The organism is Vibrio sp. A8-1, from assembly GCF_013048685.1.
GTDB lineage: Bacteria > Pseudomonadota > Gammaproteobacteria > Enterobacterales > Vibrionaceae > Vibrio > Vibrio metschnikovii.
In genome coordinates, this window is record NZ_VHTC01000009.1 from 25,628 (window position 1) to 50,929 (window position 25,302).

Sequence of the window (25,302 nt, forward strand, 5' to 3'; positions counted from 1 at the left end):
AATGTTCACGAGTTCTAAACGTTTTCATCTTTAGGACTTTATCTTGTACTGAATTCTAAGGAATTAACTATGTCATTAGATATCAAACCGGGTCAGGAATTTATCAAATCAAAAGCAGCGGTTGCATGGGCTGCGGGCGAGCCACTGAAAATGGAAGAGGTGGATGTTCAACTGCCTAAGAAAGGAGAAGTGTTAGTTCGTATTCTTGCCACCGGCGTATGTCATACCGATGCTTTCACTCTTTCCGGTGACGATCCGGAAGGCATTTTCCCTTCAATCCTTGGCCATGAAGGTGGCGGTATCGTCGAAATGGTCGGTGAAGGTGTGACCAGCGTTGAAGTGGGTGATCACGTTATTCCGCTTTACACTGCAGAATGTGGTGAATGTAAGTTCTGTAAGTCGGGCAAAACCAACCTTTGCCAGGCCGTACGTGAAACTCAAGGTAAAGGCCTGATGCCCGATGGCACGACCCGTTTCTATAAAGATGGCCAGCCTATCTACCACTACATGGGTTGCTCTACTTTCTCTGAATACACTGTGCTGCCGGAGATTTCTCTGGCGAAAGTAAACAAAGACGCGCCACTTGAAGAGGTTTGCCTGTTAGGTTGTGGTGTGACCACCGGTATGGGTGCGGTTCTTAATACGGCAAAAGTAAAAGAAGGTGACACAGTCGCTATCTTCGGTCTGGGCGGCATTGGTTTGTCGGCAATCATTGGTGCCCGTATGGCGGGTGCAAGCCGAATCATTGGTGTTGATATTAACGAAAGCAAGTTTGAGCTGGCTCAACAGCTAGGTGCGACTGACGTTATCAACCCTCAAAAGTTCGATAAACCAATTCAGGAAGTCATCGTTGAAATGACCGACGGTGGTGTGGATTACTCATTTGAATGTATCGGTAACGTGAATGTGATGCGCCAGGCACTTGAGTGCTGCCATAAAGGCTGGGGAGAATCTGTCATCATCGGTGTTGCCGGTGCTGGCCAGGAAATCTCCACTCGCCCGTTCCAGCTGGTAACGGGCCGTGTATGGCGTGGCAGCGCATTCGGTGGCGTTAAAGGCCGATCTGAGCTTCCTGAAATCGTAGAGCGCTACATGGCGGGTGAGTTTGGCCTGCAGGAGTTTATTACTCACACCATGGGGCTGGAAGATATCAACGAAGCCTTTGACCTGATGCATGAAGGTAAGAGTATTCGTACTGTTATCCATATGGATAAGTAACCTCAATAATCCGATGACAATCGCTGTGCTTTCTCATTGACACGGCGGTTGTCATCACCAACGTAAAAGATTAAAGACTATGACACTTGTAAACATAAGTCAGAATAAAGTTGCCGGGGGGTGGCACAAGCAGTATACCCACGACTCCCGCACCTTAGGCTGCAATATGCGCTTCGCGATATTTTTGCCGCCAGACGCTTCAAAAGCAAACCCTGTACCGGTCCTGTACTGGCTGTCAGGCCTGACATGTACCGATGAAAACTTTATGCAAAAAGCCGGGGCTTTTAAAAAAGCGGCTGAGCTGGGTATTGCGATTGTTACCCCTGATACCAGCCCTCGTGGCGATGACGTTGCTGACGACGAAGGCTATGATTTGGGCCAAGGCGCCGGCTTTTATGTCGATGCGACTCAAAAACCCTGGTCGGAGCATTACCACATGTACTCTTACGTTCTTAAAGAGCTCCCTCAGATCATTGAAAAGAATTTTCCGGTATCGGGGATAAAATCGGTCTCGGGCCATAGCATGGGCGGGCATGGCGCACTGGTCATCGGGCTTAATAATGCTGAGCAGTATCAATCTATTTCAGCCTTTAGTCCAATTGGAAATCCGATGCAATCTCCTTGGGGAAAAAAAGCGCTCATGGCATATCTGGGCAATGATTTTTCTACCTGGAAAACCTACGACGCATGTGAACTACTGGCGCAAAAAATGTCCGGCCTGCCAATTCTGGTCGATCAGGGGGATGCAGACGAATTTATGGTAGAGCAACTCAAACCAGAGCAACTGCTTAAAGCCGCAGAAACCAGTGGCTCCTCACTTAAACTGAGAATGCAACCTGGCTATGACCATAGCTATTTCTTTATCTCAAGCTTTATAGACGACCATCTGGAATTTCATGCTAAACATTTAACTGTTTGAATAAACTTAAATAAATTTAACAGTCCGGATTTGTCGCGTAATTGACCTGAAGACCGGCGGTTAACTGTACGAAATGAACCCAGGTGCATGAGTCCTGGGTTACCTCTATATGTGGTTGTTTTATGACTAGTTTTTCTTTGAAGTTAGCCCGGATATCCCAAAAGCCCAGTGTATTGAATAACCTAAAACGTGGCATTGAACGAGAGGCTTTGCGTTATAGTGAGGAAAGCAGACTTGCCAAGACACCTCATCCCAAAGCGCTGGGCTCCGCCTATGCAAATAAATGGATCACAACCGATTTTTCGGAGTCACAACTTGAACTAGTGACACCCGTTTCGACATCTATTGAGACGTTATTCGCACAACTGGAAGATATCCATCATTTCACCCAGACCAATCTGGGCAACGAATATATGTGGCCAATGTCGATGCCTTACAAGGTGAATGAAAGTGATATCGTTCTCGGGCAGTATGGGACATGCAATGCGGGAAGGCTTAAGACTCTTTACAGAAAAGGCCTTAAGCACAGGTATGGCAGTAAGATGCAGATCATCTCAGGTGTCCATTACAATTTTTCATTTCCTGAATCCTTTTGGGATGAATTATTTGGGAAGCAGCACAAACAAGAAAGGCAAGAAGCCAAATCCAACGCTTACTTAGGGCTGATCAGAAATTACTACCGGTTTGGATGGCTGATACCATATTTTTTTGGTGCATCTCCGGCGGTGTGCTCTTCATACATAAAAGATCTGAAGACGGATAAGATGTTCCTTAAAGCTGAAGACATGTTATATCTGCCTCACGCAACATCTCTGCGTTTAAGCGATATTGGCTATTCCAATAGCAATCAGGAGCAACTTAATATCGGTCTCAATAGCCTGGACGATTATTTGTCTGGTCTGAAAAAGGCGATACGTACATCTTCGCCTGCCTTTGAACAAATGGGTGTAAAAGTTAGTGGAGAATATCAACAGCTCAACAGCAATATTCTGCAAATGGAAAATGAGCTTTATGCACCAATCAGACCTAAACGAGTTCCTGAAGAGAATGAGAAAGTCTATGAGGCCTTGAGTCAGCGGGGCGTTGAATATGTTGAAGTTCGCGCACTGGACATCAATCCATATAGCGCTGTGGGCATAAGTGAAGATCAGGTCCGGTTCCTGGACTTATTTTTGGTATGGGCAGTATTAAAAGATTCCGACTTGATGACAAAGCAAGAAAAGGACATCAGCTTAAGTAACTGGAATAAAGTTATCCATCAGGGAAGGAAACCCGGACTGCAGCTTGAGTGTTGCTCTAGTGAAAATGCGCAGACGCTGAAGGAGTGGGCCATGTCGATAATCAAAGAAATTATCGCGGTTGCAAAGGCGATGGATAAAGCAAACGGAGACATAAAGTATCAATCCGTGTGTCATAAACTGGCTGCAGCAATCCACTATCCTGAATTCACGACGGCCGGTCTGCTACAGGCTGATATTGAAAAGGCGGGAGGGATCGGGCAATTCGGTCATGAGATGGGAACAAAGCATACGCGCTCACATCTAAAGCATCGCTACCGCTTCTATAAAGCACAAGACATGGAAAATGAAGTCGCTCGTTCATTGCATGAACAAGAGGCATCAGAAAAGTCCGATGTATTAGATTTTGATGCTTTTCTTGCTGCAAATTCCTAAGGTATGTTTTCTTTGATGAACCTGATTAATCGGGGTAAATAATGATTAAACTTGGCATAGTAATGGATCCAATTTCATCCATTAACATAAAAAAAGATTCAAGCTTCGCCATGCTGCTTGAAGCGCAAAAACGCGGTTATGAAATTCATTATATGGAAATGCAGGACCTTAGCTTGGAACAAGGCGTTGCCATAGCAGAGACAAAGGTCATAGAGCTAAAGGAAGATCCAAACGGCTGGTGCGAATTCAAATCCGAGCAGACTATTGTTCTTTCTGAATTGGATGCCATATTGATGCGTAAAGATCCCCCGTTCGATACGGAGTATATCTACGCAACCTATATCCTTGAGCGCGCAGAAGAGAAAGGCACGCTAATCGTCAATAAACCTCAGAGCCTTCGCGACTGCAACGAGAAGCTGTTTACCGCCTGGTTCCCTGAGCTGACTCCGACAACGATTGTTACCCGTAAAGCAAAAAGGATCCGCGAGTTTCAGGATGAACATGGCGATATTATCCTTAAGCCGCTGGATGGTATGGGGGGGGCGTCCATCTTCCGTGTAAAGCAAGGCGATCCGAATGTTTCAGTCATCATTGAAGCGCTGACCAACCACGGCGAATACTATGCCATGGGACAGACTTTTGTTCCGGATATCAGTAATGGTGACAAGCGGATACTGATTGTTGACGGTGAACCAATGCCTTACTGCCTTGCCCGAATTCCAGCCAAAGGAGAAACCCGAGGCAACCTTGCTGCTGGCGGCAGAGGCGAACCAAGACCATTAAGTGAAACAGATCTTAAGATTGCGAACGCTGTTGCCCCCACCCTTAAGGAAAAGGGACTTATCTTTGTTGGCCTGGATGTGATTGGTGACAAACTCACTGAAATAAACGTAACTAGCCCCACCTGCATCCGTGAGATAGAAGCGGCATTTGATATCTCCATCACGGGTAAACTAATGGATGCAATTGAAGAAAAAGTCAAAAATAACAAATAAATATCCTTTATATTCATTTTTTCAGAGCTAATAAGAAGAGCGCCGGTATGTTTTACTGGCGTTTTTTATGATGTGGTCACCAATACAGAACCAGGTGAAATTTATCTGCCAGAATCAACAGCTCATGAGTATTTATATTTTCATCTAAACATAGTAGAGAGTAGGAGGAATTGATGGCTATTGGCTGGTCTAAAGATGGAATGGTGCAAGAGCAAATCGAAAATAGCATTGATGATGCAATAGCACTAGTGAGAAATAAGCTGCATTCAAACAGCCAAAGCCTTAGCTTCTGCGAAGAGTGTGATGCACCTATACCAGAGGCAAGAAGACGGGCAATTAAAGGTGTACGGCTATGCATAGAGTGCCAGAAAATACAGGATAAACGAAATAAATATTAATTATCGGATGGGGTTCTTTTACCATATAAATTAAACAATTTGCTTTTCTTTGGGCGGTGAAATATGAATAGGTACAATACCTATTCATATTTCACAAACTAAGCACATCTCTGCTAAGCAAAGCAGAATTGTGGCATTAAAAGCGGTAGACATTCCGACAAGGGCGGGATCGAACTTTAACCACTGAAACTTAACAACCACCTACTAAAGTAGGTGGGTTAGTATTGCGGACTGAAAGTCCGGATACGGGGCAAAGACCCGTTGTTAATCGCTTTCAGTTCGAAAGTTATCTTCGACCTTCGGCTCAAAATGATGCTCTAGATATTCTTCGATCATTGTTTGAGTTAGTTCACCCGAAGTGACACAAAAGTACCCTCTCGCCCAAAAATGACGCCCCCAGTACCTTCTTTTGAGATCTGGGAAACTCTCAAACAATTTACTAGAAGTGGACTGCCACCACTCTCCTAGACAAATTTAGCCTATTCTTGGACTGCCACCACTCTCCTAGACAAATTTAGCCTATTCTTTTTGCATAGGAGAGTTGATTATGAGTGGACAAAGATATACCCCAGAATTTAAAGATGAAGCAGTAAAATTGGTGTTAGAACGTGGCTATTCTGCTGCTGATGTATCCAACCGTTTAGGCGTATCGCAACACAGCATCTATAAGTGGATCAAAGCAGCTCAACCACTGTCTCGACCTAAAGATGAAAATGAGTTATTAGAAGCGAAAAAGGAAATACTCCGACTTAAGGGGCTTTTAAAGCAGACTGAAGAAGAGCGCGATATTTTAAAAAAGGCCGCCAGATACTTTGCAAGCCTGCCAGAGTAAAGTATCAGTTTATTCTAGCGCACTCTAAGATGTTTAAAATCATGACAATGTGTCGTGTGTTGCAACTAGCAAGAGCTGGCTATTACGCATGGCTGCATGAACCAGAATCACAGAGTGCAATTGAAGATCGGCGACTACTCAAGTTGATCCGTACTTCCTATGATGCCAGCTACGGAATATACGGTTATCGACGCATCACTTTAGACCTCAAAGAACTAGGCGAATGCTGTGGGCCTAACCGCGTGCTTAAGATCATGAAAAATAATGGTATAAAGGCGATCAGAGGCTATAAGAAAAACCGAAGTTACGGTTATGGCCGTCCCCCAATTATTATGCCCAATCATTTGAACCGAGAATTTAAGGTTAGTGCTCCAGACAAATCATGGGTAACCGATATTACATATATCCGAACCTGGCAAGGCTGGCTTTATCTGGCTGTCGTCATCGACCTCTATTCACGAAAAGTTATCGGTTGGTCAATGAAGCCAACATTAGCAAAAGACATCGTTCTCGATGCCCTTCTCATGGCGGTATGGCGACGTAGACCTGAGGGAAATGTAATTATACATTCAGATCAAGGTTCCCAGTATAGTAGTGGAGATTGGCAAAAATTTTGCCAAAAACATAACTTAATTCCGAGCATGAGCAGACGAGGAAATTGCTGGGATACTGGGATTAGAATATAAATACAGACTGTTTGTACTGACCCGTGCTGGGATTGACTGAAATGTCTTTGTGTTGACCTGTCGTTCAAAGAGTCTGTTTAATTCTATCGACTCAGTTGTGACCTAATAGGAGCTTTGTCCTGCACCTCCAGTGTCCCGTCCAGCTGGGCGACTCACACAGGAGAGTGTTTAGATGAACAGTGACGATCCCCGCTATAAATTGTATCTCGGCGTAGATACTCATCTAGAGCTTCATGTTGCAACACTTATCAATGAGCTTGGTCAAGTTGTTAAGAGTGAAGCATTTAGTGCTAATCTTTCAGGTTATCGTAAACTTTTGGCATGGTGTAAATCTTATGGGTTCCTTCAAAAATCAGGAGTAGAAGGTACGGGCAGCTATGGCGCTGAACTGACAAAGTTTCTGATCAAAAACGGCATTGACGTATATGAAGTTATGCGGCCAAATCGGATGGAGAGACGCCTAAAAGGCAAAACAGACGTTTTAGATTCAGAGAATGCTGCTAGAAGCGTATTATCTGGTGAGGCTAAAGTTATTCCTAAAAGCCATACAGGGCCCGTTGAATCACTGCGAAGCCTACTAGTGACTCGCAACAGCGCTGTTAAAGCAAGAACTCAGGCAATGAATCAAATTCGAGCACTTCTTGTCTCAGGCCCTGACGAACTAAAACAATCGCTTTATCTTCCAAAACCAGGAGCGTGCGCAACTGCATGCTTAATTAGATGTTCAAACAGCAGCGAACCGTTAATGCTCTCTCTTGTATTACTGGCACAGCGGTGGAGCTTCCTAAACGAACAAATAAAAGCGCTCGAAAAGGTGTTAAAAAAGCTAACCTTAAACACAGCTCAAAGCCTTGTATCAAGGTTTGGTGTTGGTGCAAATGTAGCAGCTACACTTCTGGTTGCCGCTGGAGACAACGCAAATCGATTAAGGAAGGAGTCATCGTTTGCTGCATTATGTGGAGTTAATCCGATTCCTGCATCTTCGGGTAAAACAACTCGTCATAGATTGAATCGAGGAGGATGTCGGAGTGCAAATAACGCTCTCTGGACGGTAGCTATGGTAAGAATGCGTAGTGATCCCAGAACGAAAGACTATGTTACACGGAGAACGGCTGAAGGATTATCAACCAAAGAAATAACTCGCAACCTAAAGCGCTATATAGCAAGAGAGCTATTTCCGCTAATCCTAAAAGATTTAGCTAGACTGGCTTGACATAGGAGCGTCAATGCGGTCGCAGAATCCTTCTTTAGTAGTCTGAAGAAGGAAAAAATCAAGAAGCGGATCTACAAAACACGAGAAATGGCCCGTGCAGATGTGTTTGACTACATCGAATTATTCTACAATCGAATAAGGCGACATACCCACCTCCGAGGAGTTAGCCCAGAGGCGTTTGAAGCAGCCTCAAAATGAGGCTGAAAACTGTCAAGGATATTGGGGGCAGTCCACCTTAATACTCTCAAGTATTTTTATATTAAAAATGGCAGCGTACCGATGTCAACGCTGCCATTTTAGTATGATACTTTAATACTTAGTATGAATCTTTATTACTCAGTATGATACTTTATTCTACTCGCACATCAGCTCAGCATCATCGAGGCATGATTATTCCACCGTCACCGCTTTGGCGAGGTTACGTGGCTGATCAACATCTGTCCCTTTGATCAAGGCGACGTGATAAGACAATAACTGCATCGGAATCGTGTAATAGATCGGCGCAGTAATGGTACTGACAGGCGGCATAGTGATGATTTTCATCGTCGCATCTTCAGCAAAACCAGCGTCTTGATCGGCAAAGACATACAACAAACCACCACGCGCTCGCACTTCTTCGATGTTTGATTTGAGCTTTTCAAGTAAATCATTACTTGGAGCCACAACCACGACTGGCATATCAGCATCAATCAGTGCGAGTGGTCCATGTTTTAACTCACCCGCCGCATAAGCTTCTGCGTGAATGTAAGAGATTTCTTTGAGTTTTAATGACGCTTCAACGGCAATAGGGTAAAACTCACCACGGCCTAAAAATAAGGTGTGGTGTTTATCGGCAAACTCTTCAGCAATCGCTTCAATTTGCTTTTCACAGCTCAATGCTTGCTCAATTTGTCTTGGTAGCGCATGTAAAGCTTGAACAATTTCAGTTTCTAAGGCGCGATCTATCACCTGCTTTTGTTTGCCTAATGCGGTGACTAGCATGAGTAGAGCCGCTAGCTGAGTAGTAAAAGCTTTGGTTGATGCAACGCCAATCTCTGTACCAGCACGAGTCATAAAGGCAAAATCAGACTCGCGAACTAAAGATGAACCCGCGACGTTACAAATCGTCATCGCCGCCATGTAACCTTTCTCTTTCGCAAGACGCAGTGCTGCCAGTGTATCGGCGGTTTCTCCTGATTGAGATAAGGTAATTAATAGGCTATTGGGGCGAGTCACAAATTTACGGTAACGAAACTCAGAGGCGATTTCCACATCGCAGCTCACGCCTGATAAAGCTTCAAACCAATAACGGGCGGTCATACCTGCATTATATGACGTGCCACAGGCGACAATTTGGATATGCTCAACTTGCGCTAAAATTTCCGCAGCATTGACACCAATACTCTCGGTGATCACGCTATCGTGAGTGATGCGTCCTTCCATGGTATTGATCAGTGCTGTGGGTTGCTCGAAAATTTCTTTTTGCATAAAGTGGCGAAACTTACCTTTATCACCAGCATCGTGTTCAGCGTTCGACTCAATCACTTCACGCATTACCTGCTCGCCATTGGCAGCAAAAATATTCACCTCACGGCGCGTCACTTCAGCAACATCGCCCTCTTCAAGGAACATAAAACGGCGAGTCACATTGAGTAACGCCAATTGATCAGAAGCTAAGAAGTTTTCACCCACACCTAAACCAATCACAATCGGGCTGCCTGAGCGAGCGACGACAACTCGGCTAGGATCGGTACAATCGAGCACGACGGTACCGTACGCGCCTTCCAGCTGTTTAACCGCTTTTTGTACCGCTTCAAGCAAAGTGCTTGCAGAGCGACGCTCCCACTCAACCAAATGAGCAATAACTTCGGTATCGGTTTGTGATTCAAAGACATAGCCACGGTCTTGTAATACGGTTCGCAGTGATGCGTGATTTTCAATAATGCCATTATGGACGACGGTAATCGTGCCCGAGAGATGTGGATGAGCATTAATTTCTGACGGTTCACCATGAGTTGCCCAACGAGTATGAGCAATACCTGTACCGCCAATGACTTTTTGCTGCTCGACCGCATCCGCTAATTCTTGCACTTTTCCTAAGCGACGTACGCGAGTAAGCGTATTCTCACTATCCACCACCGCAACGCCGGCAGAATCATAGCCTCGATATTCCAAACGACGTAAACCTTCGACTAAAATTTCCGCCACATCACGCTGCGCAACCGCGCCAACAATTCCACACATCTTCACACTCCATTTATTTCGATCTTTTTTCCACCAGTAGATCGCCTGTTAACAGCCATATACTGATGAGTAGATAATCATGCTTACGCTCGAATCACTCGCACACGATGCGATTCAATTTGTTTGAGATAGGCGTCGCTGAGATCGCTGTCCGTCACTAAGACATCAATACAATCCCAAGCCAGCTCTAAGTTGGGGATTTTTCGGCCAATCTTTTCTGATTCAATCATCACGATCACTTCACGTGACACTTCCGCCATGACTTTGCTTAACCCGGTTAACTCATTGAACGTGGTCGTGCCGCGTTCAAGATCAACACCATCAGCGCCGATAAATAACTGATCAAAGTCGTAAGAACGCAAGACAGACTCCGCCACTTGACCCTGGAAAGATTCAGAATGAGTATCCCAAGTGCCACCGGTCATCAGTAGTGTCGGCTCACTTTCTAGCTCATTGAGGGCATTGGCGACATGCAATGAGTTAGTCATAACCACCAAACCACGTTTATCGTTCAACTGCTGGATCAGTGCTGCCGTGGTACTGCCACTATCAATCACAATTCGATTATGATCTCTGATCAGCTTAGCGGCTTGTTTGGCTAGCGCCACCTTTCGAACCGAAACTTTTTCATTCAATTCATCTGCCATCACTTCTTTTGGCAAAGCGATCGCGCCACCATAACGCCTAAGTAATAGACCATTGGTTTCTAATGAGGCAAGATCCTTTCTAATCGTGACTTCTGAGGTGGAAAACTGCTGAGAAAGTGCTTCGACACTTACCTCGCCTTGTTGATTGACTAAACTGGCGATCGCGTGTCTTCGTAGCTGGGTATTTCGTTTCGACATGAGGTTTGATTTTTTAAGTTTCGATTCGAAATCAATTATAATCACTTCGAAACATTTTAGTCTATTTATTTCGATACAAAAAATTAATAATTAGCGCTAAAACCTTGTTCTAAGACAAGTCTTAAATCGTGATATTGGCAGCATTAGATGATAGAATTCGCATCCGAAAAGAAAAAAAATTACAGAACTTGACGTAAATTTTTAACCACAATGGCTATTTGTAGACGTTGTGGGTTTGTTTGTGAAATTTCACCTCAGATAAGCAGTCATAAAATGACTAAATCTGTTGAAAGACTTTCAGCTTTAGAGTGAAACAGACTCGTGAAACCTAAGAGGCAAACGGAGACGCTTGCCATTACCGAGAACACTTTAAGGCTAAGCATTACCCTTTAAATTCATCTTAAATTTATTTACCGGAGAGCACTTTCCATGAAAAAGACCAAAATCGTTTGTACGATTGGCCCTAAAACTGAATCTGTAGAAAAACTGACTGAGCTAGTCAATGCGGGCATGAACGTCATGCGTCTTAACTTCTCTCACGGTGACTTCGTTGAGCACGGTACACGTATCGCGAACTTCCGCAAGGTAATGGAAAACACCGGTAAGCAACTCGCGATTCTATTGGATACTAAAGGTCCTGAAATTCGCACCATCAAACTAGAAAATGGTGATGATGTTGATCTCGTTGCTGGTCAAGAGTTCACGTTTACTACTGATACCTCAGTTGTCGGTAACAAAGACATCGTTGCTGTAACTTACGCAGGTTTTGCTAAAGATCTTGCCGCAGGCAACACTATTTTAGTCGATGATGGCCTAATCGAAATGAAAGTGATTGCCACCACTGAGACTGAAGTGAAATGTAAAGTTCTTAACAACGGCGCACTGGGCGAAAATAAAGGCGTTAACCTACCTAACGTTTCAGTTAACCTACCCGCTCTGTCTGAAAAAGATAAAGCAGACCTTAAATTTGGTTGTGAGCAAGGCGTTGATTTCGTTGCAGCTTCTTTCATTCGTAAAGCAGACGATGTACGTGAAATTCGCGAATTACTGACTGCCAACGGCGGCGCAGATATCCAAATTATCTCTAAAATTGAAAACCAAGAAGGCGTGGATAACTTCGACGAAATTCTTGAGCTTTCTGACGGTATCATGGTTGCTCGTGGCGACCTAGGTGTTGAGATCCCTGCTGAAGAAGTTATCTTTGCACAGAAGATGATGATCGAAAAATGTAACCGCGCACGTAAAGTGGTTATCACCGCAACGCAAATGCTTGATTCAATGATCAAGAACCCACGTCCAACGCGCGCAGAAGCGGGTGACGTAGCCAACGCGGTAATGGATGGTACAGATGCAGTGATGCTTTCTGGCGAAACAGCAAAAGGTAAATACCCTGTTGAAGCGGTCACTATCATGGCGCAAATCTGTGCTCGCACTGACCGCGTTCTACAAGCGGAGTTGGGTTCTCGTCTAGACAGCCCACGCCTACGCATTACTGAAGCCGTTTGTAAAGGTGCGGTAGATACTGCTGAGAAATTGGCGGCTCCACTTATCGTGGTCGCAACTGAAGCGGGTAAATCAGCTCGTTCAGTGCGTAAGTACTTCCCAACTGCGAACATCATTGCGGTAACAACCAACAAGAAAACGGCCGCTCAACTCGTTCTGACTAAAGGTGTAACACCTGTTGTTGTTGATGCGATTGAAAGCACCGATGATTTCTACCGTCTAGGTAAAGAGATTGCTTTAGAATCGGGTTTAGGTAAGAAAGGCGACATCGCCGTGATGGTTTCAGGCGCATTGGTTGCATCAGGTACAACCAATACCGCTTCTGTTCACGTTCTATAATCGTTGCTCGATACCGAGAAAGTGATCAACTAAACGCAAAACGGGGCTGAAAAGTCCCGTTTTTTTATCTCGCTAATACCGACACCAAGATTATCTTAACCGATGATCAGCTCTCTTGACTTAAAAAAGTCGACACCTGATTGCGCCCCGACTTTTTCGATTCATACAGAGCGATATCGGCGCACTTATAGGAACGCGTTGCATCAAGGGTTAAGTCAGTAATGCCAGCACTGACGGTCACGGATAAATGCGGTTCGGCTTCCACCGCCCCTCTTAATCGCTCAATAATCTGCTGCGCTTGCTCAATGCGGGTTGAGGGCATAATAACGGCGAACTCTTCACCACCAATTCGTGCGATAAAGTCATAACTGCGAAGGTGTTGAGTCAGTAAACGCGCCACGTCGATAATCACTCGATCGCCCTGATCGTGACCTTGTTCATCATTAACACGCTTAAAGAAATCAATATCTAATAACACCAAACAGACGGGATAAGCATCGCCCTCAGCTTGAATACGTTCCACTTGATGGGTGAGCTCTAATTCAAACTTACGTCGATTCCATAGCTGCGTCAGGCTATCTTTCTCACTTAATTCACGCAACTTATTCTCTAATTGCTTACGTTCGGTAATATCAACAATCGACGTAATATAATAACTCACTCGCCCTGACTCTATAATGCCTTGAATGCACATCAGTGTAGTCAACATGTCACCTTGCGCAGTAGCGAACTCGACTTCCCCTTGCCAATAATGCTCGTTGGTAATTCGCTCTAAGACACTTAATATAAATGGCATGCCGTTATGATAAAGCAAGGTTTTCAGTCCATTACGGCCGATCGCCCACGCTTTTGGTAACCCCGTCATACGTTCAAACTCATTATTAACCATCATGATTTGATGGTGTTTATCGGCAATCATCACCGCTGTCATGCCATTTAGTGCTGCGCGGGCAAGCTTACTTTCTATATCGCGTCGATGGTAATGCAACACCATCGATAAGGTTGGCAAAGTGAAAAGCATCACCATGAGCAATACAAATAATCCTTCTTTGATTAGGTCATTTAAATCACGTTCGGCACGCTGTGCTAATTCTTCCGGAGTTAAATGGACAATCAAATACATCGCTTGATCATCGGTTAATGAAATAGATGCAAAGGCAATTAAATGCCCCTGTTCAAGCTGATACCCCGTATTTGCGGTCTGCATACGTTGCCACGTCAGCGGAAAACGGTGTGCGAGATTATCTTCCAGTATAAAAGGCTTCATTAACGCATGTTGTGATAACTTATGGCTCAAGACAACCCCTTGATCAGTAACGATTTCGGGTTGTAAATCGCGTTGTAAGCTATAACTGACTCGCTCTGCTAAACGCCAAAGATTAATATCCATCATGATATAGCCGTAACGCAGCCCAAATACCTTAACGGGCGTGATAAGCTGCATCGATGGCATCGGATGGTGATCATTCCATCCCCAAATACCAATTTGCTCGTCACTGAGCTGCTCAGCAAGTGCAAGTCGTTCGCTACTGGCTTGATTGTCCAGTGCATGGCTGATCACTTTGCTCGACTCTGTAGCCGAGTACATCACCCCGACATTGGCTTGGCCTTCATTATCAAAAAAGACGATTGAGTTATACCATTTTTGGTAATGAGCAACGGACGCAAACGCTTCTTCGAGTAAGCGCTGATTATTCGGCTCAGGTGAGAAGGCGTAATCGCAGGTCGTCTGACTATGACTGAGTAGATGAATGATAGAAAAAAGCTGATCTTGGATATTGGCGTACTCTCTCACACCGTAAGAGAGTTGATGGAGTGCTTGCTGAGCGGCGTGATTAATATGATTTTGTTTAATTTTTTGATGGCGCTGAGCGTAATAGAAAACGATGATTGAGGTGGTCAAAGCGCAGGCAATGAGAAGAAAAGTAATCGCTCTAGAAAATCTCATAGCCCTAATTATATACACTCAGTCGTCTCAGAATGCGCATTATAACAGCATTTTCTTATTGCTGAACAAAAAACTAGCGCATAGCACTCAAGCGCACCCACGCAACGGAGTGCGCTTGAGGTCAAATTTAGTGGGTCAATTTATAAATCACATCGACTCGATCACGGATAACAATCGTTGAATCTTGATAGCTCTGACTCACTTCTGCGCTATCGGCCATGCTGACTGAACGCATCATCACCGGCTGAGGAGTGATTGAACTGTATTCAATACGCCATACTGGACCCAACTTACTTTGAAACCCAGTAGCCAATGAATTGGCTTTTTGTTTGGCATCTTCAATCGCTGCCATTCTCGCTTGCTGTTGGTATTTGGCTTGTTCACTGACTTTTAGCTGAACGTTATCGACCTGATTAATGCCCAAAGCCAACGCTAAGTCTAAGTACTGATTCAAAGCACTGAGTTTTTCGACCTCAACGGTGACACTTCTCTGCGCTCGATAGCCAACTAACTCAGGCTGTCCAGACTTTGGATAATGATATTGAGGAGTGAGATACAAATTTGAGCTGGAGATATCTTCACTTTTTACGCCAGATTGCTTAAGGCTATCGACAAAGTCCGCGACCACTTTATCCACCGTGGCTTTCGCTTGCTCAGCATTCATCGTAGTTTCAACCACCTTCACAGAAAACTGCGCTCTGTCTGGTTGAGCAATGACTTCACCATAACCAGAAGTCACGATATGAGGAAAGTTCATTTGCTGAGCTTGCGCACTCACCGCCGTAAGACTGCATAAGACTATAAGCCATTGACATAGCGATTTCATATTACTCATCCTTTATGTTGGAAAATGTTGTGATAGATAAATCACGTTAACTCGTTATATCATCATAAACCAATATAGAGTGATTCACTTGGCATTGCTGATAAACTGACACCGTTTTAACTTATTGAACTCACTTAAACTTACTGTGGCAAATGTGTCCTCGCATAATTAACGATCCCTGTTGATAGCTGAGCTAAAATTCCCGTTTCTAATAGCCAATGATGCCAATAGATCACATTGGTTACGGTTTGCCCAGGCGTCACCTCAACCAACTCACCTTTTGCCAACTCCTCTACAATTTGTAAACGTGGAATTAAACAATAAGCCAACCCCGCTTTTGCAAGGGCAACGAAAGCCTCAGAGCTACCGACTTTATGATTGATCCGCATCTCACTCTGCACCGCAAAGTGCTGTTTTAAAAATTGTTTATGTTGGCTATCTTGCATATCAAATGATACCGATGGGGCATGGAGCAGAGTTTGCGCATTCACACCATTCGAAAAATAGCGCGTCATAAAGCTGGGGCTGGCGACACATAAGTAATCCATTTTGCCCAAGTATTCGGCTCGACACCCCGGTAACGGTTGATCATCTAAACTGATCGCTCCCACGACTTCGCCATTCTTCATTTTTTCTATCGAACGGGATTCATCAAGAATAGAGAATTGAAACGCGACGTTTTCTTTACTCATGATCGGCTGTAGAGCTGGAATGACCCAACTGGCTAAACTGTCAGCATTGGTAGCAATTGATAAGGTAACCGGACGTGCCGAGGTATCATTTAATAACTCTGGCATGGTTTCTTGCTCCAGCAAGAGAACCCGACGATACAAGCCAAGCAATTTTTTGCCTATCAGAGTTGGCTTCGGCGGGGCGCTACGCACCAGTGCTGGCTGTGCGATGAATTTCTCCAGTTGTTTGATACGCTGCGAAACAGCAGACTGAGAAATACACAGCTTTTCAGCCGCACGCTCAAAGCCTCCATATTGTAAAACCGCATCCAGTGCTTCTATCCATTTGTAATCTAAGCCACGCATTCTTGTTCACCCTACAGAAAATAAGCCAAGCTTATTTGATATTAAAATTATTAATTATACTAATCAAATAACTCTGGGTATCTTGCGGCCATTATTTAGCATTCTATTAATGAGACAACTGTGAACTTCTGGATTTTGCTACAAGGCTTCGGACTCGGGGCAACGATGATTATCCCCATCGGAGCACAAAACGCTTACGTGTTAAACCAAGGCATTAAACGTCATCACCATCTAACCACGGCAACCATCTGTAGCGTATTAGATGTTATCTTTATCTCCTTGGGAATATTTGGCGGCGGCGCATTGCTGTCACAAAATGAAAGTTTATTGATTGCGGTTACTTTAGGTGGGATCGCCTTTTTAACTGGCTACGGATTATTGGCATTAAAAACGGCTTTTAAACCATCGCAAAAACAAGAGTCTTCCTCTGAGATCACGGCAAGAGGTAAACGAACGGTGATTCTTGGGGCATTAGCGGTCACCGTACTGAACCCACATTTATACTTAGATACGGTGGTAATTTTAGGATCGATTGGTGGTCAATTTGAAGGCCATGATCGGCTTTCATTTGCCTTAGGAACGATGATCGCTTCCTTCGTATGGTTTTATTCATTATCGATAGGCGCAGCCAAATTAGGGCCAACCTTATCCAAACCCGCCGTCAAAAAAGGCATCGATCTGGTGATCGCGGCAATGATGTTTACCATTGCTTTTCTATTGGCGAATAACCTTCAGCAGTATTGGAACTAAAATAACAACGGAGGCCAAGGCCTCCGTTGTTATTTTCTACTGTTCATCTATTTACTCAGCTCAACCAATAACGTCCGTTAGCTGATTTTATTCAAATGAACATCCATTTGTGGGAACGGAATTTCAATACCATTTTCATCGAGCGCTTCTTTAATTTTATGCGTCAGTTCCCAATAAACGGGCCAGTAATCTGCACTCTCCACCCAAGGGCGAACAATAAAATTAATCGATGAATCACCGAGTTGATGTACTTCAACTCTCACCGCAGGATCTTTTAACACTCGAGGATCGCGCTCAACCACATCACGCAGTACCTGCTTGGTTTTATTTAGATCCGATTTATAAGATACGCCTATCAGTAAATCAACACGACGTGTGGCGTGGCGTGAATAATTGACAATTGCGCCATTCACTACCGCAGAGTTAGGTAATACCACCATTTTGTTATCGGGTGTTTTTAAAATCGTCTGAAAAATATGAATCGAATCAACCGATCCAGCGGTTCCAGCCACTTCGATATAATCACCCGATTTAAACGGACGGAAAGCAACGATTAAAACGCCAGCGGCAAAGTTGGATAAAGAGCCTTGCAGCGCTAAACCCACCGCTAAACCCGCCGCACCGATAATTGCCACAACGGAAGCAGTTTGGACTCCGATACGACTTAACGCGGCGACCAATACAATAATAAATAGCGTATAACGTACGATGCCTTGGATAAAATCAACAACCGCCTTATCCATCTCTTTTTTCATCAACACGTTTGCTAAGCTACCCGCAATCGTTTTGACTATGATGTTACCAATAAACAAAATCAAAATAGCGGAAATAATATTCACACCGTATTGAATAAATAAATCTGAGTTATTGGTTAACCAACTATTGACCTGATGTAAGCTTTCAACGCCAGGAACTTCTATTCCCACTGACTCATTCGCCATATTGTATATCCTCTACAATCAATGATATCGATATTGTTTTTTTGATGTATACAAAGGAGTGACAACTGCCCTATGTAATATCCCACGCAAAGTATACTAATTTAAATCTCAGCAAACATAAGATTATTCTTTAAACTAGCAGATCTATTTCCTAATCACTAGCCATAAAAAAAGCCGCCCTAACAAGGACGGCTAATGACTAACTAGACACTAATTACAGTACGTTAACAGCGTTAAGGTCTGCAAAAGCTTTCTCTAGACGAGCCACCATTGAGGTTTGGCCTGCACGTAGCCATACGCGTGGATCGTAGTATTTTTTGTTTGGTGCAGCTTCACCAGTTGGGTTACCGATTTGACCTTGTAGGTAATCGTGGTTTTCCGCTTCATATTTACGGATACCATCCCATGTTGCCCACTGAGTATCAGTATCGATGTTCATTTTGATAACACCGTAGCTGATTGACTCTTTGATTTCCGCTTCAGAAGAACCAGAACCACCGTGGAAAACAAAGTTTAGAGAGTTAGCTGGAAGGCCAAATTTCTCAGAAACGTACGCTTGAGAATCACGTAGAATGGTTGGAGTCAATACCACGTTACCCGCTTGATAAACACCGTGTACGTTACCGAAAGAAGCAGCGATAGTGAAACGATGGCTGACTGCGCTTAGTTTTTCATAAGCGTAAGCCACGTCTTCTGGAGAAGTATACAGCTCAGATGAATCCATATGAGAGTTATCAACGCCGTCTTCTTCACCGCCAGTACAACCCAGTTCGATTTCGATGGTCATACCCATTTTCGCCATACGCTCTAGGTATTTCGCGCACGTTTCGACGTTTTCTTCTAAAGACTCTTCAGAAAGATCTAGCATGTGAGAAGAGAACAGAGGCTTACCTGTTTGAGCAAAGAACTCTTCGCCAGCATCAAGTAGACCATCGATCCAAGGCAGCAATTTCTTCGCAGCGTGGTCAGTGTGTAGAATCACTGGCACACCGTAAGTTTCAGCAACAGCGTGAACGTATTTTGCACCAGCTACTGCACCAAGGATTTGAGCACCTTGGCCTTCAAGTTTAACGCCTTTACCAGCAAAGAAAGCAGCGCCACCGTTAGAGAATTGCACCACGACTGGCGCTTTCACTTTGGCTGCAGCTTCTAGTACCGCGTTGATAGAGTCAGTATTAACAACGTTAACAGCAGGTAGAGCAAAGTTATGCTCTTTCGCTACTGCAAATACTTTCTGTACGTCATCACCAGAAATCACACCAGGTTTTACGAAATCGAAGATCTTAGACATGGATTTGATCCTATTTTTTCTGTCGTTTAAAAATAAAACAGTTAAGTTTACATTCTTGCAAACGTTTGCTCACAACTGGCGCTATTCTAGCAGAATAAATACCCTCGTGCAGCAAACAAGAAAGCGGGAGTTGCCCCCCGCTCTCATCGTCATTATGCTTTCGCGCGTGCTTCTAGCATTTCTACTGCTGGTAGAACTTTACCTTCAACAAATTCAAGGAAAGCACCGCCACCGGTTGAAATATAAGATACGTCAGCTTTGATACCAAACTTATCGATCGCTGCTAGCGTGTCACCGCCACCCGCTACTGAGAAACCTGCCGATTTGGCGATCGCTTCAGAGATACCTTTAGTACCAGCTTCGAAATTTTTGAATTCAAATACGCCGACTGGGCCATTCCACAAAATCGTTTTTGCGTTAGCGATGATTTCAGCCAATGCTGCGGTTGAATCTGGGCCTAGGTCGAAAATCATATCGTCATCTTGCACTTCAGAAACGTGCTTGATTTCCGCTGCGGCGTTTTCATCAAACGCTTTCGCACAAGCAACATCAGTCGCAAGAGGAATAGAGCACTCTTTCATTAACTTTTTCGCTGTATCAAGCAAGTCGGCTTCATAAAGAGACTTACCGACATTGTGACCCGCAGCGGCAATAAAGGTATTTGCGATACCACCGCCAACAACCAGTTGGTCAGCAATTTTAGAAAGGGATTCGAGTACGGTGAGTTTTGTTGATACTTTTGAACCACCAACGATAGCCACTAATGGACGCTCTGGGTTATCCATCGCTTTACCCAATGCTTCAAGTTCTGCAGCCAGTAGTGGGCCAGCACAAGCGATCGGAGCAAACATACCAACGCCATGAGTCGACGCTTGAGCACGGTGAGCCGTACCAAACGCATCCATCACAAACACGTCACATAACGCTGCGTATTTTTTCGATAATTCTTCTTCGTTTTTCTTCTCGCCTTTGTTAAAGCGAACGTTTTCAAGAACGACCAATTCGCCAGCGTTCAATTCCAAACCATCAAGGTAATCTTTAGCCAGTTTAACTTCGCAATCTAACGCGTCTTTTAAGTAGTTAACGACGGGTAATAGAGAGAACTCTTCCGTGTATTCGCCTTCCGTTGGACGACCGAGGTGAGAAGTCACCATTACTTTAGCGCCAGCCGCTATGCAGTGCTGAATGGTTGGTAAAGACGCAAGAATACGTGCATCCGAAGTCACTTTGCCATCTTTCACTGGTACGTTTAGGTCAGCACGGATAAATACGCGTTTACCTGCTAGATCCAGGTCGGTCATCTTGATTACAGACATGGTTTGTCCTCTCAAATATTAATAAATAAAGTTTTTGGAAACCCGGCAACCTTGCCGAGCTTAGTTATTCTTCAAACTGGTTATTGATATGGAGACCGTCACGATGTATTTCAAGTTCAATACTCAGCCATCCCCATCATCCTGCTCCTACTCGGATGCTTGCATTGCGAGCGCCGTATCCAGCATGCGGTTCGCAAAGCCCCATTCGTTATCGCACCAAACCAACATTTTAACCAGTTGCCCGTTACTGACTCGGGTTTGTGAACCATCCACAATCGCACTGTGTGGATCATGGTTAAAATCGATGGATACCAATGGAGCTTCAGTATAGTCAACAATGCCATCTAATGTACACCGAGATGCGTGTATGATGGTTTGATTTACGTCATTAACTTTCACATTTGTATTTAATGTGACACTTAAATCCATCGCTGTGACGTTAACTGTTGGCACGCGCACTGAAATTGCCTCAAATTTGTTAGAAAATTTCGGAAAAATTCTTTCAATACCTTTATGCAATTTAGTATCAACGGGAATGATCGATTGGCTAGCAGAACGCGTACGACGCAGATCGGTATGGTAAGCATCAATCACGGGCTGATCATTCATCGCCGAATGAATGGTGGTGATGGTACCAGAGTCAATACCAAAGGCTTCATCCAAGACTTTTATGATCGGCACAATGCAGTTGGTGGTACAAGAGCCATTGGACACCACGCGGTGCTCAGCAGTCAGCGTTTGATGGTTAACACCATAAATGATGGTGTTATCGAGATCATGGCTCCCGGGATGGGAAAAGAGCACTTTCTTAGCACCCGCGGTAATATGGGCTAGACCATCGGCTTTGGAACCATAGACTCCGGTACAATCGAGAACAATATCAACCCCAAGATCGCGCCAAGGCAGTAGTTTGATTTCGCTAAGATGAAGGATCCGAATCGAATCATAGACACCTGCCTCATGATGCACATAGATATGCTCTTGATCATTGGTGATTTTTTTACCAAAACGGCCATGACTCGTATCGTATTGCAGAAGGTGGGCCATCGCATCGGGTAATGCCAGTTCATTGACTGCCACTACTTTGATTTGCTGATTTTTTCCACTCTCATATATCGCTCGCAAGACATTGCGCCCGATACGCCCAAACCCATTGATCGCAACTTTAAGCATCATTCCATCGTCTTAATTGTTTTCGAGAGGAGGATAGTAACTGATAGCCTTTAAGAGCAACACCCCCACTCATCCATCGTCGATAAAAAAAGGCTCACTAAATAAAGTGAGCCCGGTATAACGCTTTTAGAAACTGATATCCGCCCCTATCCAGTAGCTGCGTCCATCCAGCACTTTGCCATGTTTATCTTGTGAAATATCGGTATCGGTGAGGTTATAGATACCAAACAGTAAACGTGTCTCTTTGTTGACTTGATAATTACCACCAATATCTAAGGTTTGGTAAGCATCGTATTTATCTCCAACAGCCCCGCCTCGCACAATCGCATATTCACTGCCTTTGTATTTGGCATGTGTCCAAAACGTTAGCTGCTCACTGGCATCCCAATCTAAATTGATCGATGCTTGATGGCGTGGAGTTCGACTTAATGGATCGCCACGATTCGCCCCACTGCGCTGCTCTGAGTCCGTAAAGGTATAGTTGGCCGATAGAGCGAGTTGTTCCATGACTGGTATTTTAAAACTGGTTTCTATCCCTTGAATCCGTGCTTTATCGACATTTTCTCGTTGCTGAATAAAATCATGCTGACTGCCTGAAGGTGAAACACATCCTCCACCGTTGCTGGCATCATCACATAGAGTGGTAATCAACACTTTATCTTTAAAGTCGGTATTAAATAAGCTGAGTGATGCTTGAAACCCTGTTGGTAGCTGATAGAAGATCGCAATTTCTTGGTTCAATGTTTTTTCAGGTTTGAGATCAGGGTTGCCTAAAATCACCCCATTACGACGCCCACCACCGGTCACTTGTCCCCAATCGCTAGAGACTTCACGCAACCCTGGAGCACTGAAGCCATTAGTCACACCACCTTTTACCGTCCAGTGATCACTTAATTGCCAAACAGCATAGGCACGGGGGGTAATTTCATTGCCATAATGCTGATCGCGATTAAAACGTGCTCCAAGTGTTAAGGCAAAGTCTTGTGTCATTTGCCACTCATCTTCAATGAAAAAGGCACCGCGCCAACGTTCTAATGAATTTACGCTAGGATTGTATTTGTTACCGGCATCATCCAACGATTCGTTAAAGTATTGTCCACCAACAGTCACGAAATGATCGTCAAACGCACGTTGTAAACTGGCGTCAACCACTTGGTTAGTGATCGTCATTTGACGGCTTTCATTGTCTGTTTTTTCGTGACTATAGCTCAATTGGCTGGTTGCAAACTCCCAACGTCCTTCATGAGAAAGGGCATAATACGAACGTTCATAATCCCCTTGTGATGGACGTTCGGCACTTTTTTTAGAACTGTCCCGCTGTTGACGACTTTGATTAATATCGATACGAATATCTTGCGTGTCAGTCGGGGTGAGATCAAAACGGACATTGGCACTGTTCATCTCTTGTTCAGGGTAATAACCGATTTTGTCATCTTCAGCACGTCGAGAAACGGAACCAGAAAGCTGAACCCCAAGTAAACCATCAATCAAAGGACCAGCGATAGTTGCACTGGCTTGCTGGCTATCACCGGCATAACCACGATCGCGCAGTTGGCTTTCTAGACGAAGTGAACCATTCCAAGTATCCGACACTTTTTTAGTGATAATATTAATCACCCCGCCCATTGCATCAGAACCATACAACGAAGACATTGGGCCGCGTACAACCTCGATTCGTTCTATCATATTGAGTGGTGGGATCCAGCCTTGCTCTATGCCTGGTCCATCGCTGTTAGGGCGCGTTTGACGGCTGCCTTGTCTTTTTCCATCGACTAAAATCAGCGTATATTTAGCATCTAAGCCGCGAATACTAATGTCTTGACTGGCGCCGCCACCAGAAATATAAATGCCCGGTACCGAGCGCAACGCATCGGTTAAATCTCTAAATGAGCCCTTGGCCATCTCTTCGGCACTGATCACCGTGATACTGGCTGGCGCATTTCTCACCACCTGCTCAAAACCTGACGCAGTCACGACCAGTGTTTCGTCAACTTGACGCTCTTGCTGAGCACTCACTGGTACCGACGCAAATAGACCAAACGCTACGGCCAAAGCGACGCGGGTTGGATTTAATCTAGACATTCACCACTCCATAAATGATAATGATTATTAATTTCGAAGTGGAATTATTCACAATTTGAATCATTGAGATAGACCGACAGATGGAATAGTCAGTCCCAGATATGGAACAACACGATTATTGAATAACGAGGTCACTGTTATCATGCATGATTTAAGTGCTATCAAAGCCTTCCATGCACTCTGTCAGCACAAAAGTCTGACCGCTGCCGCTAAAGCGCTTGAACAACCAAAATCGACACTAAGTCGACGGCTTGCTATGCTCGAAAGTGATTTAGGACAAGCGCTGATCACTCGTCAAGGCAACCGACTCACATTAACTAAGGCCGGACAAGTGTTTGCCGTTTATAGCGAGCAATTAGTTGAATTGGCATCAAAAGGTATTGAAGCTCTTCAAGAGCTGAACAATCAAATCAGCGGTAACCTGACGTTAGTCGTTCATCCCAACTTAGTCCGAGGGTGGATAAGCCACGTTCTCGATGAGTTTATGCTGGCACACCCCGAAGTAACCATTCGAGTACACAGTCACTACGTAGCCGAAAATAGCCTGTTAGAACCTGATTTGATGATTTGGATCGGGGCTATCACCCCCTCTGGATGGCGGCGCGAGCTTCTCGGTAATTGGCATTATTCACCGTACGCTTCTCCAAATTATTTAGCCACTCACCCTAAGCCCGAACATCCTGAGCAGCTTATAAATCATACTTGGATAGATTTTATCGCCTGTCGCCAAGAAGGATTAACCCTAACTCATCCAACTCAAGGAGACTGGGTATTACCAGCTCTGAAAAGTCGTTTACAAAGTGATAGCTTAGCCATGCAAGCCGACGCGATAGCCAAAGGGCGAGGAATTGGCTTGCTACCCACTTGGTTTGCAGAAGGCTTTGAACGCGCTCATCCGGGGAGTCTTGCTGCTTGTTTACCAGAGTGGTTATCTCCACCCAGTGAGGTGGCTTGTTACTATCCAGCGGGGCGTCACCCTTTGCGTTTACGCTTGTTTATTGATGCTTTGCGTCATGCTTGCCCTAATGAATGGAAAACGGCTTAGCTCCATAGAAAAAGCCCAGCAAATAAGCTGGGCTCAGTTAGAACTCAAT

19 protein-coding genes and 3 pseudogenes are annotated in these 25,302 nt (G+C 44.5%); 11 read left to right on the forward strand and 11 right to left on the reverse strand.

Going from position 1 to position 25,302, the window contains the following annotated elements:
* The first annotated feature begins 69 nt into the window (after positions 1-69).
* From FKN93_RS06765 to FKN93_RS06785, 5 genes are all read left to right on the forward strand, one after another.
* Positions 70-1,218 (forward strand): S-(hydroxymethyl)glutathione dehydrogenase/class III alcohol dehydrogenase, encoded by a 1,149-nt coding sequence (locus FKN93_RS06765; protein ID WP_103194976.1) that lies wholly within the window; start codon positions 70-72, stop codon positions 1,216-1,218.
* A gap of 79 nt (positions 1,219-1,297) precedes the next feature.
* Positions 1,298-2,137, forward strand: coding sequence for an S-formylglutathione hydrolase (fghA, locus tag FKN93_RS06770; protein ID WP_102939346.1), 840 nt, complete (start codon positions 1,298-1,300; stop codon positions 2,135-2,137).
* 122 nt (positions 2,138-2,259) lie between these two features.
* Entirely contained in the window at positions 2,260-3,810 is a 1,551-nt protein-coding gene (gene gshA / locus FKN93_RS06775) for a glutamate--cysteine ligase (RefSeq protein WP_102939347.1), read from the forward strand.
* A gap of 41 nt (positions 3,811-3,851) precedes the next feature.
* A complete protein-coding gene (gene gshB / locus FKN93_RS06780) occupies positions 3,852-4,805 on the forward strand; it encodes a glutathione synthase (protein ID WP_102939348.1) in 954 nt (317 codons plus the stop codon).
* A gap of 173 nt (positions 4,806-4,978) precedes the next feature.
* Complete coding sequence (locus tag FKN93_RS06785; protein WP_102939349.1) at positions 4,979-5,203, forward strand: DksA/TraR family C4-type zinc finger protein; 225 nt, start codon at positions 4,979-4,981, stop codon at positions 5,201-5,203.
* 264 nt (positions 5,204-5,467) lie between these two features.
* Here FKN93_RS06785 and FKN93_RS06790 read toward each other — a convergent pair.
* Positions 5,468-5,650: pseudogene (locus FKN93_RS06790) on the reverse strand (transposase); the annotation flags it as partial.
* A 100-nt stretch (positions 5,651-5,750) separates the two neighbouring features.
* On the opposite strand from FKN93_RS06790, the pseudogene FKN93_RS06800 reads away from it, so the two are divergent.
* The 3 genes and pseudogenes from FKN93_RS06800 to FKN93_RS06810 all read left to right on the forward strand — a co-directional run.
* Positions 5,751-6,703, forward strand: a pseudogene (locus FKN93_RS06800) (IS3 family transposase); the annotation flags it as partial.
* Positions 6,704-6,893: 190 nt separating this feature from the next.
* On the forward strand, positions 6,894-7,934 hold the full coding sequence (locus FKN93_RS06805) for an IS110 family transposase (RefSeq protein ID WP_170904731.1): 1,041 nt from the start codon (positions 6,894-6,896) through the stop codon (positions 7,932-7,934).
* A 12-nt stretch (positions 7,935-7,946) separates the two neighbouring features.
* Positions 7,947-8,132: pseudogene (locus tag FKN93_RS06810) on the forward strand (IS3 family transposase); the annotation flags it as partial.
* Between the two features lie 192 nt (positions 8,133-8,324).
* Here FKN93_RS06810 and glmS read toward each other — a convergent pair.
* Positions 8,325-10,157 carry a glutamine--fructose-6-phosphate transaminase (isomerizing) gene (gene glmS, locus FKN93_RS06815; protein WP_170904732.1) on the reverse strand — a complete coding sequence of 611 codons (1,833 nt, stop codon included), beginning with the start codon at positions 10,155-10,157 and terminating at the stop codon, positions 8,325-8,327.
* A gap of 83 nt (positions 10,158-10,240) precedes the next feature.
* Complete coding sequence (locus FKN93_RS06820; protein ID WP_040904702.1) at positions 10,241-11,002, reverse strand: DeoR family transcriptional regulator; 762 nt, start codon at positions 11,000-11,002, stop codon at positions 10,241-10,243.
* 429 nt (positions 11,003-11,431) lie between these two features.
* Between FKN93_RS06820 and pykF the strand changes: the two genes are divergently transcribed.
* Entirely contained in the window at positions 11,432-12,844 is a 1,413-nt protein-coding gene (gene pykF / locus FKN93_RS06825; protein ID WP_004396037.1) for a pyruvate kinase PykF, read from the forward strand.
* 106 nt (positions 12,845-12,950) lie between these two features.
* Here pykF and FKN93_RS06830 read toward each other — a convergent pair whose 3' ends face one another.
* The 3 genes from FKN93_RS06830 to FKN93_RS06840 form a co-directional block, all read right to left on the reverse strand.
* Complete coding sequence (locus FKN93_RS06830) at positions 12,951-14,792, reverse strand: diguanylate cyclase (RefSeq protein WP_170904733.1); 1,842 nt, start codon at positions 14,790-14,792, stop codon at positions 12,951-12,953.
* A gap of 127 nt (positions 14,793-14,919) precedes the next feature.
* Complete coding sequence (locus FKN93_RS06835) at positions 14,920-15,618, reverse strand: oxidative stress defense protein (protein ID WP_158137792.1); 699 nt, start codon at positions 15,616-15,618, stop codon at positions 14,920-14,922.
* Positions 15,619-15,758: 140 nt separating this feature from the next.
* Positions 15,759-16,655, reverse strand: coding sequence for a LysR family transcriptional regulator ArgP (locus FKN93_RS06840; RefSeq protein ID WP_158137790.1), 897 nt, complete (start codon positions 16,653-16,655; stop codon positions 15,759-15,761).
* A 120-nt stretch (positions 16,656-16,775) separates the two neighbouring features.
* On the opposite strand from FKN93_RS06840, the gene FKN93_RS06845 reads away from it, so the two are divergent.
* A complete protein-coding gene (locus FKN93_RS06845; protein WP_154169220.1) occupies positions 16,776-17,405 on the forward strand; it encodes a LysE/ArgO family amino acid transporter in 630 nt (209 codons plus the stop codon).
* Between the two features lie 77 nt (positions 17,406-17,482).
* Here the strand turns inward: FKN93_RS06845 and mscS are convergent, their stop codons facing one another.
* The 5 genes from mscS to FKN93_RS06870 all read right to left on the reverse strand — a co-directional run bounded on the left by mscS (position 17,483) and on the right by FKN93_RS06870 (position 24,208).
* Complete coding sequence (gene mscS / locus FKN93_RS06850; protein WP_154169222.1) at positions 17,483-18,346, reverse strand: small-conductance mechanosensitive channel MscS; 864 nt, start codon at positions 18,344-18,346, stop codon at positions 17,483-17,485.
* A 214-nt stretch (positions 18,347-18,560) separates the two neighbouring features.
* On the reverse strand, positions 18,561-19,637 hold the full coding sequence (gene fbaA, locus FKN93_RS06855) for a class II fructose-bisphosphate aldolase (protein ID WP_004396043.1): 1,077 nt from the start codon (positions 19,635-19,637) through the stop codon (positions 18,561-18,563).
* Between the two features lie 152 nt (positions 19,638-19,789).
* Positions 19,790-20,953, reverse strand: coding sequence for a phosphoglycerate kinase (locus tag FKN93_RS06860; RefSeq protein ID WP_040904704.1), 1,164 nt, complete (start codon positions 20,951-20,953; stop codon positions 19,790-19,792).
* Positions 20,954-21,100: 147 nt separating this feature from the next.
* Positions 21,101-22,126 carry an erythrose-4-phosphate dehydrogenase gene (gene epd / locus FKN93_RS06865; protein ID WP_154170701.1) on the reverse strand — a complete coding sequence of 342 codons (1,026 nt, stop codon included), beginning with the start codon at positions 22,124-22,126 and terminating at the stop codon, positions 21,101-21,103.
* 126 nt (positions 22,127-22,252) lie between these two features.
* A complete protein-coding gene (locus FKN93_RS06870) occupies positions 22,253-24,208 on the reverse strand; it encodes a TonB-dependent receptor (RefSeq protein ID WP_158137786.1) in 1,956 nt (651 codons plus the stop codon).
* Between the two features lie 142 nt (positions 24,209-24,350).
* On the opposite strand from FKN93_RS06870, the gene FKN93_RS06875 reads away from it, so the two are divergent.
* Positions 24,351-25,253 (forward strand): LysR family transcriptional regulator, encoded by a 903-nt coding sequence (locus tag FKN93_RS06875; RefSeq protein ID WP_158144297.1) that lies wholly within the window; start codon positions 24,351-24,353, stop codon positions 25,251-25,253.
* Positions 25,254-25,302: the final 49 nt, after the last annotated feature.

What these genes read in the sequence shown, in the direction of transcription:
- pykF (WP_004396037.1), top strand. Translation starts at nt 11,432, where the DNA reads ATGAAAAAGACCAAAATCGTTTGTACGATTGGCCCTAAAACTGAATCT.
- fbaA (WP_004396043.1), bottom strand. Translation starts at nt 19,637, where the DNA reads ATGTCTAAGATCTTCGATTTCGTAAAACCTGGTGTGATTTCTGGTGAT.
- fghA (WP_102939346.1), top strand. Translation starts at nt 1,298, where the DNA reads ATGACACTTGTAAACATAAGTCAGAATAAAGTTGCCGGGGGGTGGCAC.
- FKN93_RS06805 (WP_170904731.1), top strand. Translation starts at nt 6,894, where the DNA reads ATGAACAGTGACGATCCCCGCTATAAATTGTATCTCGGCGTAGATACT.
- FKN93_RS06835 (WP_158137792.1), bottom strand. Translation starts at nt 15,618, where the DNA reads ATGAAATCGCTATGTCAATGGCTTATAGTCTTATGCAGTCTTACGGCG.
- FKN93_RS06875 (WP_158144297.1), top strand. Translation starts at nt 24,351, where the DNA reads ATGCATGATTTAAGTGCTATCAAAGCCTTCCATGCACTCTGTCAGCAC.
- FKN93_RS06785 (WP_102939349.1), top strand. Translation starts at nt 4,979, where the DNA reads ATGGCTATTGGCTGGTCTAAAGATGGAATGGTGCAAGAGCAAATCGAA.
- FKN93_RS06830 (WP_170904733.1), bottom strand. Translation starts at nt 14,792, where the DNA reads ATGAGATTTTCTAGAGCGATTACTTTTCTTCTCATTGCCTGCGCTTTG.
- FKN93_RS06840 (WP_158137790.1), bottom strand. Translation starts at nt 16,655, where the DNA reads ATGCGTGGCTTAGATTACAAATGGATAGAAGCACTGGATGCGGTTTTA.
- FKN93_RS06765 (WP_103194976.1), top strand. Translation starts at nt 70, where the DNA reads ATGTCATTAGATATCAAACCGGGTCAGGAATTTATCAAATCAAAAGCA.
- FKN93_RS06820 (WP_040904702.1), bottom strand. Translation starts at nt 11,002, where the DNA reads ATGTCGAAACGAAATACCCAGCTACGAAGACACGCGATCGCCAGTTTA.
- gshB (WP_102939348.1), top strand. Translation starts at nt 3,852, where the DNA reads ATGATTAAACTTGGCATAGTAATGGATCCAATTTCATCCATTAACATA.
- FKN93_RS06870 (WP_158137786.1), bottom strand. Translation starts at nt 24,208, where the DNA reads ATGTCTAGATTAAATCCAACCCGCGTCGCTTTGGCCGTAGCGTTTGGT.
- gshA (WP_102939347.1), top strand. Translation starts at nt 2,260, where the DNA reads ATGACTAGTTTTTCTTTGAAGTTAGCCCGGATATCCCAAAAGCCCAGT.
- glmS (WP_170904732.1), bottom strand. Translation starts at nt 10,157, where the DNA reads ATGTGTGGAATTGTTGGCGCGGTTGCGCAGCGTGATGTGGCGGAAATT.
- FKN93_RS06860 (WP_040904704.1), bottom strand. Translation starts at nt 20,953, where the DNA reads ATGTCTGTAATCAAGATGACCGACCTGGATCTAGCAGGTAAACGCGTA.
- epd (WP_154170701.1), bottom strand. Translation starts at nt 22,126, where the DNA reads ATGCTTAAAGTTGCGATCAATGGGTTTGGGCGTATCGGGCGCAATGTC.
- mscS (WP_154169222.1), bottom strand. Translation starts at nt 18,346, where the DNA reads ATGGCGAATGAGTCAGTGGGAATAGAAGTTCCTGGCGTTGAAAGCTTA.